We start from the raw sequence: 12709 nt of genomic DNA on the forward strand, positions 1-12709 counted from the left end.
TTTATCCCGAAACCGGGAACAGTTGGCGTGGAAATTCAATTTCCGACTAAAAAACTCAGATTGACAAAACTGAGTAATTAAATCAGGTATTGATCAATCCAGCCAACCTGGCGCATGTCAGGCCAGCCCGAAAGAACCGAGACAATCAAAATGCGTCATCATGCCGAATCCTGCCCCGAACCAGATAGTGCGCGCGCCCGGACCTGATTGCCAGGACAGCCTGTCCCGGATCTGGCCGGACGTCTTTGCGCGCTCTGGCACGCTCTCTGGCTTTTGCCTTGAGTGGCTGTTGGACCGGGCAGAATTCGACAGGACGGATTTCAAGAATGGGCCTTCCTCATGAACCAGATCACTCCTGAACCGGTGGCTGCAACCGCCGCCACCGAAGCCTTTCCGACCTATCATGCCGAGGATCTGACCCGCGGCGGCATCCAGGCGCGGATTCTGCTGAACGGGCAGATCTACAGCCTGCGCATCACCCGCGCCGGCAAGCTGATCCTGACCAAATAGTCCCGCATCGACCAGTCAACGCAGACCGGGCCGAAGTCGGGCCACATCTCATACACCCCAAACTTTTGAAGACCAGACAAGGATCACACCGATGAAGTCTCTGTTTCGCACCGGAACCGCCCTGGCAAGCCTCGCCATGGCGGGCAGCACCGCATTCGCCGCAGGCGCAGCGCCGGAAAAGGGAACCGTCCTGACCACCTATGCGAATATCGCGCAGGCCACCTATGAGGACAGTTTGACCACGGCGCAAAAACTGCAGGAGGCCGTAGAGACGCTGATCGCAACCCCTTCGGCCGAGGCCCTGCAGGCCGCCCGTGCCGCCTGGCTGGCCGCGCGCGTGCCCTACCAGCAGTCCGAGGTGTTCCGGTTCGGTAATGCGATCGTCGATGACTGGGAAGGAAAAGTGAACGCCTGGCCGCTGGACGAAGGGCTGATCGACTATGTGGATGCCTCCTACGGTGGCCCATCCGATGAAAACACCCTGGCCGCGCTCAACGTGATTGCGAACCCAGCCTTTGAGCTTTCAGGCAAGACCATCGACACCAGCAGCATTACCCCCGCTCTGCTGGAAGAAACCCTACACGAGGCAGACGGGGTCGAGGCCAACGTGGCAACCGGCTATCACGCCATTGAATTCCTGCTTTGGGGCCAGGATCTGAACGGCACCGATCATGGCGCGGGCAACCGCCCCTGGACCGACTACGCCGCAGGCGAGGCCTGCACCGGCGGCAACTGCGACCGTCGCGGTGCCTATCTCAAGGCGGCCACCGATCTGCTCGTCTCTGATCTGGAATGGATGGCTGCGCAATGGGCCGACGGCGGGAATGCCCGGGCCGAGCTGATGGCGGACGAAGGCGCCGGGATTGTCGCGATGCTGACCGGCATGGGCTCGCTCTCTTATGGCGAACAGGCCGGTGAACGGATGCGCCTTGGCCTGATGCTGAATGACCCCGAAGAAGAGCATGACTGTTTCTCCGACAACACCCACAACAGCCACTACTATGACGGCCTTGGCGTGCAGAACGTCTACCTGGGCGAATACATCCGCGTGAATGGTGAGCTGGTGTCCGGAGACTCGCTTTCGGATCTGGTGGCCGCCTCGGATGCGGGCCTGGACGCCGAACTGCGCGGCAAGCTGGCTGACACCATGCGGGCCCTTGGCCGGATCAAGACCGCAGCCGAAGCGGGCTTCTCCTATGATCAGATGCTGGAGCAGGGCAACGCCGCAGGCGAAGCGTTGATCATGGGCGGCGTCAACGGATTGATCGACCAGACCCGCTCGATCGAGCGCGCGGTCGCCGTGCTGAAACTGAGCGATGTCGCCTTCGAAGGTTCTGACAGCCTTGACAATCCTGCAGCAGTCTTCGAATAAGACAATGTTATGTGATAACATAACTCATCCAAGCAACAAGTCATCCTGATCGCCGCGGGCTATTGGGATGCGCTCTCCTGAAAGAAAAACCCAATGAAAACAAAGACATCCTTGGCGCTGGCTTTCGGCGCCCCTTTTATGCTGTGCGCAACAACCGCACAGGCGGAGTTCACCTGGGAAGGTGAAATCGAGATTGGCAACGAACAAGTCGTTTCCTCGGACGCGCCCGCGAATGAAATCCGCGACACCTATCTGATGATCACCGCCACCGGCACCTATACCTTCGGCAATGGCGTTGCGCTGTTTTCGACGCTGACCGCGGAAAGCGTGACGGATGCCACCGTTGACCGGACCTTCGACGACATGGGCCTCTATGTCGAGGAACTGGGCCTCAGCTTTGGCATCGGCCAGGCGACGACGGTTTCGGTCGGTAAACTGCACCCCGTCTTTGGCACCGCCTGGGATGATGCCGCTGGCTTTTTTGGCAGCACCCTGGCCGAAGACTATGAACTGTCCGAACAGATCGGCGTACTGGCGGATGTCGAGCTGAATGGCGCAGGCACGCTCTCCTTTGGCATCTTCTTTGCCGACGACACCGGCCTCAGCCGCTCCTGGGGCGAGGATCGCGGCCGCAATCGCGCGTCGGATGGCGGTGCGGGCAACACAGGGGAGCTCGACAACTTTGCGATCCAGTGGGCCCATAGCGTCGGAGACACCCGTTTTCACGTCGGCGCGCGGCACCTCAGTGCCAGCGCGGGCGACGTGGATGACGAGCAGGGTTTCGTGATCGGCATCGGCCACTCTTTCGCGGGCGGTCTCGACCTCTTTGCCGAAGCAGCCTCCTTCTCGCACTTCGGCGGCGGCGCGGATGACGCCACCTTTGCCACGCTGAATGCCGCCTACGCGGTGGGTCAGTGGACCTTCTCGGGCACCCTGGCGCGCCGTGATCTTGACAGCGCAGGCGACACCGACCTGGCCTCGATTGCCGCCGACTACGAATTCTCAAACGGCATGACGCTGTCAGCGGCGCTGGCCCAGATCGACGACTCGGGCGTCGAGGACACCACGCTGGGCCTTAGCCTCGTCATTCCGCTGGGTGGCTGATTTTCCCTCGGTTTTGGTTGGAGACCTCCAGCTTGACCGTACTGGGCCGCAGATCTTGCGGCCCATTTTTTTGCCATGGGACGACCCAATAAAAGGTGATAGAAAAAATCAAGAATACAGCTTGCTTGACGACTGTTTTTGTCAGATATTCCCGGCACCGACCATGGATCACCGCATGACCAGCGCCCGGAACCGCAAGATGATAGTCTGCCACTGCACTCAGATCACCGATCATGACATCCACGCCGCGATCGACTGGATGCGAGCCGCTGATCCGGAAACCATTATTACACCGGGAAAAATCTACCACGCCTTGGGTAAATCCGCTGATTGTGGTGGATGCATGCCGCTCTTCCTCGACACCATGCGAAGCAATGATAAGCTGAACGTACCTGCGCAGCTGCGAAACTTGCGCGCGCCACACAGACAGGAGATGAGCCATGAAGGGCGACCCAACCGTCATCGAGTATCTCAACAAGGCCTTGCGCCATGAGTTGACCGCCGTCAGCCAGTACTGGCTGCACTACCGGATGCAGGACGACTGGGGCCTTGGGAGCATGGCCAAGAAAAGCCGCGAAGAAAGCATCGAGGAAATGGAGCACGCCGACAAGCTGATCGCGCGGATTCTCTTCCTTGGCGGTCATCCCAACCTGCAAAAACTGGATCCCTTGCGCATTGGCCAGACCCCGAAGGAAACGCTGGAATGCGATCTGGCCGCGGAACACAGTGCCCGGGCCCTCTACAAGGAAGCCCGCGAGGTCTGTGACAGCGCAGGCGACTACGTAACCATGAAACTGTTCGAAGAATTGATGGCCGATGAGGAAGGGCATATCGATTTCCTCGAAACCCAGCTCGAGCTGCATGACCGGATCGGTGCCGAAAACTATGCGCAACTCAACGCCACCAAGATGGAAGAGGTCGAAGAGTAACCTCTGCCTGGCTGCGGCCCTGACCGCAGCCAGCTTTGCCGAACCTGCCGGTGCGATGGATCTCGGCTTCCTGTCCCTGGGTGATCCGCATCTGAACGTGATCCCCCGCAGCGAAGAGGAAGCCACTCGCATAGGTCAGATCACGGCCCCTGCGACAGCCTTCAGTACTCCCGAACCCTATGAGGCCCTGCCTGCGGGCGCTGCCACCGTTCGGGCCCTCCGCGATGACGAGGCGTTCTCGCAGCACTCGGCGAACCTTTCGTTCGAGCAGGAGCTGGAGTTCAAGCTCGGCAACGGATTGTTCAAGAAGATCTGGGTCTTCTCGCCCTCCTCCACCCGTGCATCGGACGGTCTGGGCCCGCTCTACAACGCGCGCTCCTGCCAGCGCTGCCATATCAAGGACGGTCGCGGCCATGTGCCGGAGGGGCCGGATTACACCTCGGCCAGCATGTTCCTGCGCATCTCGGTCCCCGGTCCCGTCCCGGTCGGGCTGGCGGCGATCCACGATTACATCGGCACCCTGCCCGACCCGTCATATGGCGATCAGCTCCAAGATTTCTCCGCACCCGGCCTTGCACCGGAATACCGGCTCGACATCCGATACGAAGAAGTCCCGATCGCACTGAACGGCGGCGAAACCGTTTCCTTGCGCAAACCCACCTACAGCGCGACGGACCTGGGCTATGGCCCCCTGCACCCGCAGGCGATGCTGTCCCCACGCGTGGCTCCCGCAATGATCGGTCTTGGCCTTCTTGAGGCGATCCCGGCGGCTGACATCCTTGCCACAGCCGACCCTGACGATACTGACGGGGACGGCATCTCGGGCCGCGCCAACCTTGTCTGGTCAAGCGAGTTTCAACAGATCATGCTTGGCCGCTTTGGCCTCAAGGCAGGAATGCCCACGGTGCACGAGCAATCTGCGGCCGCCTTTTCCAGCGACATCGGCATTTCCACGCCTCTCTTTCCTGCGGCATGGGGGGATTGCTCGCCCGCCCAAAGCGCTTGTCGCGCAGCGCCGCACGGGGATGCAGACGCACGCGAAACAGAGATCGACCAGCCCAACATGGATCTGGTCACGTTTTATGCCCGCAACCTGGCCGTGCCCGCGCGCCGCGAGGCGGGCTCCCCGGCGGTTCTGCGAGGGAAAGAGATCTTCTACACGGCAGGCTGCGCCTCCTGCCACAGGCCGAAGTTCGTGACGCATCGACTGAAGGACCGCCCCGAGCACAGTTTCCAACTCATCTGGCCTTACACCGACCTTCTGCTGCATGACATGGGAGACGACCTTGCGGATCACCGCCCCGAGGGGCGTGCAACGGGCCGCGAATGGCGCACCGCTCCGCTGTGGGGGATCGGGCTGACGCAGCAGGTATCGCCCCGCGCCACCTTCCTGCACGATGGCCGCGCCCGCACGCTTTTGGAGGCGATCCTCTGGCACGGCGGCGAGGCGAAACCCGCCCGCGATCATGTGATCGCCCTGTCGCCCAAGGACCGTGCCGACCTTATCCTCTTTCTGGAGAGCCTATGACACGTTTCAACCTGCCCCACCTTCTGGCCCCGGCCCTTTCGCTGACCATGGCTCTGGCGCCATCTGCCTTGCGCGCCGATATGGTGGGCGCAGCGATTGATGGGCACATCCTGCCGGGTTTTCACGCTTTGGCTGAAACCTCCACTGCGCTCAGCGAAGCTGCCGAAAACGACTGCAATCCGGAATCCGCAGCATTGCGCGCCGCCTATGGCGCGGGCTTTGACGCCTGGGTCCAGGTCAGCCACCTGCGGTTTGGCCCTACCGAAGCCGATAACCGCGCCTTTGCCCTGGCCTTCTGGCCCGACAGCCGGGGCAAGACGCCAAAGGCCCTGCAGGCGCTGATCAGGAACGGCGATCCGATCGTGACAGATCCGGACGCCTATTCCACGGTCTCGATCGCAGCGCGTGGGTTCTATGCCCTCGAGTTCCTGCTGTACGATACCGACCTGCAGCAGGCCGGAACCGCCGCCTATCGCTGCGCGCTAACGCGCGCGATCACCCGCGATATTGCCGCAACCAGCGCGGCCATCGACCGAGACTGGACCGAGACTTTTGCAGATGAAATGCGACAGCCGGGTGATCGCTATCATAGCGACGCCGAAATCAAGCAGGAGCTGTTCAAGGCGCTGGATACCGGCCTGCAGATCCTGATCGATATGCGGCTGGGCCGCCCCCTTGGAACATACGACAAACCGCGCCCGAACCGGGCCGAGGCCTATCGATCCGGCCGTTCTTTGCGCCATGTGGTCCTGTCGCTTGAGGCGCTGGAGGATCTTGCCCTCATCCTGTCTGCCGACATCCCCGATCTGAAGGAAGCGCTGGCCAAAACCTTTGCAACCGTGCGCGCCCATGCAGAGCGTCTGGAGGATCCCGTGCTTGCGGGCGTCGCCGCGCCGGGACCGCGCCTGCGTATCGAAGCCCTGCAACAGGACCTTCGCAACCTGCGTGAAGAGATCGGCACCACCCTTGGCCCCGCCTTGGGCGTCGAGGTTGGCTTCAATGCGCTGGATGGCGACTAACACCAGGAGAGACTGCCATGCCCTCAAGACGTGGATTTCTGGCGGGCCTACTGGCCGCAGGCATGGCCCCTGCTGCAAGCTGGGCCGATCTTGGCACCCCGGCTTTCTTGTCGGCGGGGAAAGCGGCCGATGGCCGTTATCTGCTGGCCGGGCTCACTGAAGCCGGTGAGATCCTCTTCACCCGCGACATCCCCGCGCGCGGCCACGCGGCAGCGGCCCATCCCAGCCGCCCCGAGGCCGTCGCCTTTGCCCGGCGCCCCGGACGGTTCGCAGATGTCATCGACTGCCGCAGCGGCGCCCGGCTGGTCCGACTCACGCCCCCAGAGGCGCATCATTTCTATGGGCACGGTGTCTTTACCCCCGACGGCGGACTGCTGATGACCACCGAGAATGACTTTGAGGCGGGGCGCGGCATCATTGGCCTGTGGGATGCGGCCGCAGGCTACCGGCGCATTGGCAGCTTTTCATCGGGCGGGGTTGGACCGCATGACATCATGCTGCGCATGGATGGGCCAGGCGTGGTCGTCGCCAATGGCGGCATCGAAACCCATCCCGACAGCGGGCGGGCCAAGCTGAACACCCCGACCATGCGGCCCAATCTCAGCTACCTCGGCTTTGACGGCACGGTGGAGGAACAGATCGAACTCGGGCGAGACCTGCACAAGAACTCGATCCGCCACCTTGCGATGCGCGCCGATGGCACCGTGGCCTTTGCCATGCAGTGGCAGGGAGATCAGGGCGCGGATGTTCCGATTGTCGGGTTGCACCGATTTGGCAGCGCCCCCTGCCTGATGGCAGAGGACGACCCGCGACTGCGCAATCTCGCAGGCTATGGCGGATCGGTCGCCTTTTCCGGGGATGGCAGACAGGTTGCCGTGACCTCCCCCCGTGGCGGTATCGTGCAGGTGATGGACACCGAAAGCGGCAGGATCAGTGCAGAACTCCGTCTGGCGGATGTCTGCGGTCTGGCTCAGGGATCGGGCGGCCTGATTTCCAGTTCGGGGACCGGCCGGATCGTGCAGATTGGCTCCGACAGCGTGACCCCGCTGGCACAGGCGCCAATCGCCTGGGATAACCACCTGATACGGCTCGCCTGACCAACCCTGAAGCACCCCTTTCGGGCACAGGGTGAGGTCCGCCCCCTCTGCGGGGCGGGGGCAATGGCTATCCGCGTGCGAAGCGGGGAAAAATGCGCCGAAAGGCTCAAAGCGCGTATTTTCGAAATTAAAACGATGACAAACCGAAAGACATTTACTATGTGAGATTCAGAAAAGGAAAGCTCATGGATGCCCCAACGCGCCAAAACGAAATCGTTGAACTGCTGAACGCGCAGGACCGTGTCGAGGTCGATGACCTGGCGAGACGCTTTGGCGTGTCGCTTCAGACCGTCCGCGCTGATCTGCGGGATCTGTCCGAGCGTGGCGCCCTGTCGCGCGTTCATGGCGGTGCGGTGCGCATCAGCGCAGGCGCCAGCCGCGCCTATGAGGATCGGCGCAGGCTCAATGCCGATGGAAAACAGGCCATGGCCGCCCTTGCAGCCGAGGTCATCCCGGAGAACTGCTCGATCACGCTCAATATCGGCACCTCGACCGAGCAGGTGGCGCGTGCCCTGTCCGGCCATCGCGGCCTGACCGTTATTTCCAACAATATCAACATCATAAACATGATGATGGGCGGCGAAAGCCGTGAATTGGTGCTGGTGGGCGGCGCAGTGCGGCAAAGCGACGGCGCCATCGTTGGCGAAGACGCGGTCGAATTCATCTCGCGCTACAAGGTGGATTTTGCGGTGATCGGCGCCTCAGCCCTGGACGAAGACGGCGCTGTGCTGGATCACGACGGCCGTGAAGTCTCGGTCGCCCGCGCGATCCTGAAAAACGCCCGCACCCGGATTCTGGTCTGCGATCACAGCAAATTCCAGCGGTCCGCCCCGGTGCGGATCTGCAATGTGGCAGATCTGGATCTGGTGATCACCGACGCCCCTGTCCCTGACCCTTTCGCCGAGGCCGCCCGCACGGCCGGAACACGCATTCTGGTCGCAGGCGAAAACGAAACTCAAAACGAAAGCAGCGAAAACGATGGATGAGAACATCACCGACCTCTTCATTATCGGCGGCGGCATCAACGGCTGCGGAATTGCCCGCGATGCGGCCGGGCGCGGCCTGTCGGTCAGCCTTGCGGAAATGAACGACCTTGCCTCGGCTACCTCCTCTGCCTCCACCAAGCTGTTTCACGGCGGCCTGCGCTATCTGGAGTATTTCGAGTTCCGTCTTGTGCGCGAAGCGCTGATCGAGCGCGAAGTCCTGCTCAAGGCGATGCCGCATATTTCCTGGCCGATGCGTTTTGTACTGCCGTTTCACAAGGATATGCGGTTTGACAGCGAAACACCCACCTCGCGCCTGCTGACCCTGGTGATGCCCTGGATGAAGGGCCGTCGCCCGGCCTGGCTGATCCGTCTGGGCCTGTTCCTCTACGACACCCTGGGCAAGCGCGGGATCCTGCCCGGAACGCGCAAGCTGGACCTCACGCAGGATGAAGCCGGCGCGCCCCTGCAGGACAAGTTCAAGACCGCATTCGAATACTCCGACTGCTGGGTCGAGGATGCGCGCCTTGTGGTGCTGAACGCCCGCGACGCTCAGGCGCGCGGGGCCGAGATCATGACCCGTACCGAGGTTCTGGTGGCCGAACGCGCCGAGGATCACTGGCTGATCCACCTCAAGGACCGCGCCACCGGCGAGGTCTTCATGCGCCGCGCCCGGATGGTGGTCAATGCAGGCGGCCCCTGGGTCGCCGACGTGCTGCGCCAGAAACTGGGCCAGAACAGCCGCGAAGGCGTGCGCCTTGTGCGGGGCAGTCATATCGTTGTGCCCAGGCTGTACGACCACGACCGGTGCTATTTCTTCCAGGGCACGGACGGGCGGATCATCTTTGCAATCCCCTATGAGGAAGACTTCACCCTGATCGGCACCACCGATGCCGATCACCCCGATCCGCAGACAGCCCCGACCTGCACGCCCGAAGAGCAGGACTACCTTGTGAAATTCGCTTCGCAGTACTTTGAAAAACCGATCCAGCGCGAGGATATCGTCTGGACCTACTCCGGCGTGCGCCCGCTGTATGATGACGGGGCCAGCTCGGCCACGGCCGCCACGCGCGAATACGTGCTGACACTGGAAAAAGGTGCGGCGCCGCTGCTGAATATCTTTGGCGGCAAGATCACCACCTACCGCAAACTGGCCGAGGCCGCACTGGCCAAGATTGCCGAAGCGCTGCCCGGTGTCGGGCAAGACTGGACGGCGGGAGTGGCCCTGCCCGGCGGTGATTTCCCGGTTGCCGACGTCACGAAACTGCAGGACCGGCTGGCGGCGGACTATCCCTTCCTGTCGCCCTATGCTGTGCGCCGCCTGATCCGCGCCTATGGCACCGAGGCCTGGGACGTTCTGGGCAAGGCAGGCAGCACCGAGGACCTGGGGCAGGATTTCGGCGCCACCATCACCGCACGAGAGCTGGACTGGACCATTTCACACGAATGGGTGCGCAGCGGAGACGACTTCCTGTGGCGGCGCACCAAGCTGGGCCTGCGTCTGAACGAGGCCCAGCGCGAGGCTGTGGACACCTATATCCGCGACAAATCTGCCGCCTGATGCAGCTTAAAACTCCACCCCCTTCTGCGCCTTGATCCCGGCGCGGAAGGGATGCTTGATCTGGCCCATTTCGGTCACGAGATCCGCGATCTCGATCAGCTCTTCCTTGGCGTTGCGGCCTGTCAGCACGACATGGGTCATCGGGGGTTTGTGCTCCACCAGGAACTCGAGCACTTCCTCAAGGTCGAGGTATTCATAGCGCAGCGCGATATTGATCTCATCGAGCAGAACCATTGTGTTCTTCTCGTCGAGGATCATTTCCTTGGCCTTTTCCCAGCCAGCGCGGGCCGCGGCGATGTCGCGCGCCTTGTCCTGCGTTTCCCAGGTAAAGCCCTCGCCCATGGCGTAGAACTGGCACAGGTCGCTGAAATTCTCTTCGATCAACGTCCGCTCGCCAGTTTGCCAGGCGCCCTTGATGAACTGCACCACCGCGCAGGGCATCTTGTGGGCGATGCAGCGCATGATCATGCCGAATCCCGAACTCGATTTGCCCTTGCCGGGGCCGGTGTGGACGATGATCAGCCCCTTTTCGCCATCCTTGTTGGCCATCATGCGATCGCGGGCGGCCTTCTTCTTGGCCATTTTGGAGGCGTGACGTGCCGCTTCCTCTTCTGAAATGCCGTTCTCGGACTTTTCGCTCACCGGGTCCACTCCTGCTGCTTGCGCGGTTAGGTCCCATGTCTTGACAAGGAAGCCCCCAATAGCGCAAGGGGATTTTGTTGGTTCCTGCGACAGCAGGCGAAGAGGGAATGTGACAGGGCCGCGCGCGACCCCAAGCACAGCCGCCCCCGCGACCGTGACCGGAGAGGTCTCCACGCCACTGGGTGAAACCGGGAAGGCAGGAGGACCGAAAAGGCCCCGCGCCCTGCGCACAGGCCTTGAAATCCGCAAGCCGGGAGACCTGCCAACGGATAAGATCAACGGGCGGACGGGGTGTTTCCGCGACCGGATGAGAGCCGATGCAGCAAGGCGGCTCCCCTCTGGCTCTTCCCCGCCTGTCCAAAGGAACGCGAAGGAGTCGCCGGATCATGGCGAAAGACACGTCAGACAGCCAGACCCTGGCCAAGGCACCGGTTCTTTTGACCGTCTGCACGACCTGCAAGCGCGAGGGTGTTGACCCGGAGGCCACCCGCCCCGGCACCCTTCTGCTTGAGGCCCTAAAAGGCGCCGATCTGCCCGATGGCGTTTCCGTGCGCGGCGTCGAGTGCCTGTCGGCCTGCAAGCGCGGCTGCTCGATGGTGCTGAGCGGCGGCGCGGACCGCTGGAGCTATATCTACGGCGACCTTGACCCGGACCAGCACGTTGCGGAAATCCTCGAAGGCGCCGCCGCCTATGCCGCCACCGAGGATGGCCTTGTGCCCTGGCGCGAACGCCCGCAGGTTTTCCGCAAACAGTCCATTGCCCGCATCCCCCCGGCCCCTGTGCCGGATGACAGCCCATCTCAGGAGTAACCGATGAGCGATCTGAACAAAATTCCCGTCACCGTGATCACCGGCTTTCTGGGCGCGGGCAAGACCACGCTGATCCGCCACCTGATGCAGAACCCGCAAGGCAAGCGTCTGGCGGTTCTCGTGAACGAGTTTGGCACCGCCGGTGTGGACGGCGATATCCTGAAATCCTGCGCCGATGAAAACTGCCCGGAAAACAACATCGTGGAACTGGCAAACGGCTGCATCTGCTGCACCGTGGCCGATGATTTCATCCCCACGATCGAGGCGCTGATGGCCCTGCCGGAAACGCCCGAGCATATCCTGATCGAAACCTCGGGCCTCGCGCTGCCCAAGCCGCTGCTCAAGGCCTTTGATTGGCCCGCGATCCGCTCGCGCATCACCGTGGACGGTGTGATTGCACTCGCAGATGCCGAAGCTGTTGCCGCTGGCCAGTTCGCCCCCGATCTGGACGCCGTGCAGGCCCAGCGCGAGGCGGATGACAGCCTCGACCATGAAACGCCGCTCTCCGAGGTGTTCGAGGATCAGATCTCCTGCGCCGATATCGTGCTCCTGTCCAAGGCGGATCTGGCCGGTGAAGAGGGCCTTGCGAAGGCGCGCGCCGTGATCGAGGCCGAAGCCCCCCGCAAACTGCCGATCCTGCCGATGACCGAAGGCGTGATCGATCCCCGTGTCGTTCTGGGAATCGGTGCCGCTGCCGAGGATGATCTCGACGCGCGCCCCAGCCATCACGACGGGCACCATGACCACGAACATGACGATTTTGACTCCATCGTGGTCGAAATGGGCGAAGTCTCTGACCCGCAAGACCTGCAAGATCGCATCATCAAGATGGCCCGCAACCGCAAGATCCTGCGCGTGAAGGGCTATGTCGCGGTGGAAGGAAAACCGATGCGCATGCTGGTGCAGGCCGTAGGCGAACGCCTGCGCGCCCAGTACGATCAACCCTGGGGCGCCCAGCCGCGCAAGACCCAGCTGGTGGTCATTGCCGAGCATGACGATATCGATGTGGCCGGTATCCACGCGGATCTGGGAGCCTGAGAACACATGTGGGAACGCCGCACACCCAATCGGGATATGTCCCGGCTGATAGGCCGGGACGCGCCCGACCTCCCCCCCGGGAGGGCGCATGACGCCCCCCCGAGGCCGGTCGCGTCC

Annotated in this window: 13 protein-coding genes and 1 riboswitch; of the genes, 12 read left to right on the forward strand and 1 reads right to left on the reverse strand. The window is 62.5% G+C overall.

Annotated features, from left to right (window positions below; genetic code table 11):
* Positions 1 to 339 precede the first annotated feature (339 nt).
* From hemP to glpD, 10 genes are all read left to right on the forward strand, one after another.
* On the forward strand, positions 340 to 510 hold the full coding sequence (hemP, locus tag AADA15_RS08090; RefSeq protein WP_341641051.1) for a hemin uptake protein HemP: 171 nt from the start codon (positions 340 to 342) through the stop codon (positions 508 to 510).
* 91 nt (positions 511 to 601) lie between these two features.
* Positions 602 to 1882: an imelysin family protein gene (locus tag AADA15_RS08095; protein ID WP_341641052.1), complete on the forward strand. Its 1281-nt coding sequence runs from the start codon at positions 602 to 604 to the stop codon at positions 1880 to 1882.
* A gap of 93 nt (positions 1883 to 1975) precedes the next feature.
* Complete coding sequence (locus AADA15_RS08100; RefSeq protein ID WP_341641053.1) at positions 1976 to 2986, forward strand: porin; 1011 nt, start codon at positions 1976 to 1978, stop codon at positions 2984 to 2986.
* Positions 2987 to 3185: 199 nt separating this feature from the next.
* Positions 3186 to 3479, forward strand: coding sequence for a (2Fe-2S)-binding protein (locus AADA15_RS08105; protein ID WP_341641372.1), 294 nt, complete (start codon positions 3186 to 3188; stop codon positions 3477 to 3479).
* Positions 3427 to 3915 carry a bacterioferritin gene (gene bfr, locus AADA15_RS08110; RefSeq protein WP_341641054.1) on the forward strand — a complete coding sequence of 163 codons (489 nt, stop codon included), beginning with the start codon at positions 3427 to 3429 and terminating at the stop codon, positions 3913 to 3915. Before AADA15_RS08105 ends, bfr begins: the two co-directional genes overlap by 53 nt.
* A 55-nt stretch (positions 3916 to 3970) precedes the next feature.
* Positions 3971 to 5443: a di-heme oxidoreductase family protein gene (locus AADA15_RS08115; RefSeq protein ID WP_341641055.1), complete on the forward strand. Its 1473-nt coding sequence runs from the start codon at positions 3971 to 3973 to the stop codon at positions 5441 to 5443.
* The gene (locus AADA15_RS08120; protein WP_341641056.1) at positions 5440 to 6462 is read left to right on the forward strand and encodes an imelysin family protein; all 1023 of its coding nucleotides are present in this window, start codon (positions 5440 to 5442) and stop codon (positions 6460 to 6462) included. The genes AADA15_RS08115 and AADA15_RS08120 overlap by 4 nt, the downstream gene beginning before the upstream one ends.
* Before the next feature lie 17 nt (positions 6463 to 6479).
* Positions 6480 to 7559 carry a DUF1513 domain-containing protein gene (locus AADA15_RS08125; RefSeq protein ID WP_341641057.1) on the forward strand — a complete coding sequence of 360 codons (1080 nt, stop codon included), beginning with the start codon at positions 6480 to 6482 and terminating at the stop codon, positions 7557 to 7559.
* A gap of 185 nt (positions 7560 to 7744) precedes the next feature.
* Positions 7745 to 8545 (forward strand): DeoR/GlpR family DNA-binding transcription regulator, encoded by an 801-nt coding sequence (locus tag AADA15_RS08130; RefSeq protein WP_341641058.1) that lies wholly within the window; start codon positions 7745 to 7747, stop codon positions 8543 to 8545.
* Positions 8538 to 10103, forward strand: coding sequence for a glycerol-3-phosphate dehydrogenase (glpD, locus tag AADA15_RS08135; RefSeq protein WP_341641059.1), 1566 nt, complete (start codon positions 8538 to 8540; stop codon positions 10101 to 10103). Before AADA15_RS08130 ends, glpD begins: the two co-directional genes overlap by 8 nt.
* A gap of 6 nt (positions 10104 to 10109) precedes the next feature.
* On the opposite strand, the gene cobO is transcribed toward glpD, so the two are convergent.
* The gene (cobO, locus tag AADA15_RS08140; RefSeq protein ID WP_192964159.1) at positions 10110 to 10745 is read right to left on the reverse strand and encodes a cob(I)yrinic acid a,c-diamide adenosyltransferase; all 636 of its coding nucleotides are present in this window, start codon (positions 10743 to 10745) and stop codon (positions 10110 to 10112) included.
* 61 nt (positions 10746 to 10806) lie between these two features.
* Positions 10807 to 11026: riboswitch (cobalamin riboswitch) on the forward strand.
* A gap of 105 nt (positions 11027 to 11131) precedes the next feature.
* On the opposite strand from cobO, the gene AADA15_RS08145 reads away from it, so the two are divergent.
* Complete coding sequence (locus AADA15_RS08145; protein WP_341641060.1) at positions 11132 to 11554, forward strand: DUF1636 family protein; 423 nt, start codon at positions 11132 to 11134, stop codon at positions 11552 to 11554.
* Positions 11555 to 11557: 3 nt separating this feature from the next.
* A complete protein-coding gene (gene cobW / locus AADA15_RS08150; RefSeq protein WP_341641061.1) occupies positions 11558 to 12592 on the forward strand; it encodes a cobalamin biosynthesis protein CobW in 1035 nt (344 codons plus the stop codon).
* Positions 12593 to 12709: the final 117 nt, after the last annotated feature.

The organism is Phycobacter sedimenti (assembly GCF_038148855.1).
In the GTDB taxonomy this organism is placed as follows: Bacteria; Pseudomonadota; Alphaproteobacteria; order Rhodobacterales; family Rhodobacteraceae; genus Phycobacter; species Phycobacter sedimenti.

What these genes read in the sequence shown, in the direction of transcription:
- hemP (WP_341641051.1), top strand. Translation starts at nt 340, where the DNA reads ATGAACCAGATCACTCCTGAACCGGTGGCTGCAACCGCCGCCACCGAA.
- AADA15_RS08095 (WP_341641052.1), top strand. Translation starts at nt 602, where the DNA reads ATGAAGTCTCTGTTTCGCACCGGAACCGCCCTGGCAAGCCTCGCCATG.
- AADA15_RS08100 (WP_341641053.1), top strand. Translation starts at nt 1,976, where the DNA reads ATGAAAACAAAGACATCCTTGGCGCTGGCTTTCGGCGCCCCTTTTATG.
- AADA15_RS08105 (WP_341641372.1), top strand. Translation starts at nt 3,186, where the DNA reads ATGATAGTCTGCCACTGCACTCAGATCACCGATCATGACATCCACGCC.
- bfr (WP_341641054.1), top strand. Translation starts at nt 3,427, where the DNA reads ATGAAGGGCGACCCAACCGTCATCGAGTATCTCAACAAGGCCTTGCGC.
- AADA15_RS08115 (WP_341641055.1), top strand. Translation starts at nt 3,971, where the DNA reads ATGGATCTCGGCTTCCTGTCCCTGGGTGATCCGCATCTGAACGTGATC.
- AADA15_RS08120 (WP_341641056.1), top strand. Translation starts at nt 5,440, where the DNA reads ATGACACGTTTCAACCTGCCCCACCTTCTGGCCCCGGCCCTTTCGCTG.
- AADA15_RS08125 (WP_341641057.1), top strand. Translation starts at nt 6,480, where the DNA reads ATGCCCTCAAGACGTGGATTTCTGGCGGGCCTACTGGCCGCAGGCATG.
- AADA15_RS08130 (WP_341641058.1), top strand. Translation starts at nt 7,745, where the DNA reads ATGGATGCCCCAACGCGCCAAAACGAAATCGTTGAACTGCTGAACGCG.
- glpD (WP_341641059.1), top strand. Translation starts at nt 8,538, where the DNA reads ATGGATGAGAACATCACCGACCTCTTCATTATCGGCGGCGGCATCAAC.
- AADA15_RS08145 (WP_341641060.1), top strand. Translation starts at nt 11,132, where the DNA reads ATGGCGAAAGACACGTCAGACAGCCAGACCCTGGCCAAGGCACCGGTT.
- cobW (WP_341641061.1), top strand. Translation starts at nt 11,558, where the DNA reads ATGAGCGATCTGAACAAAATTCCCGTCACCGTGATCACCGGCTTTCTG.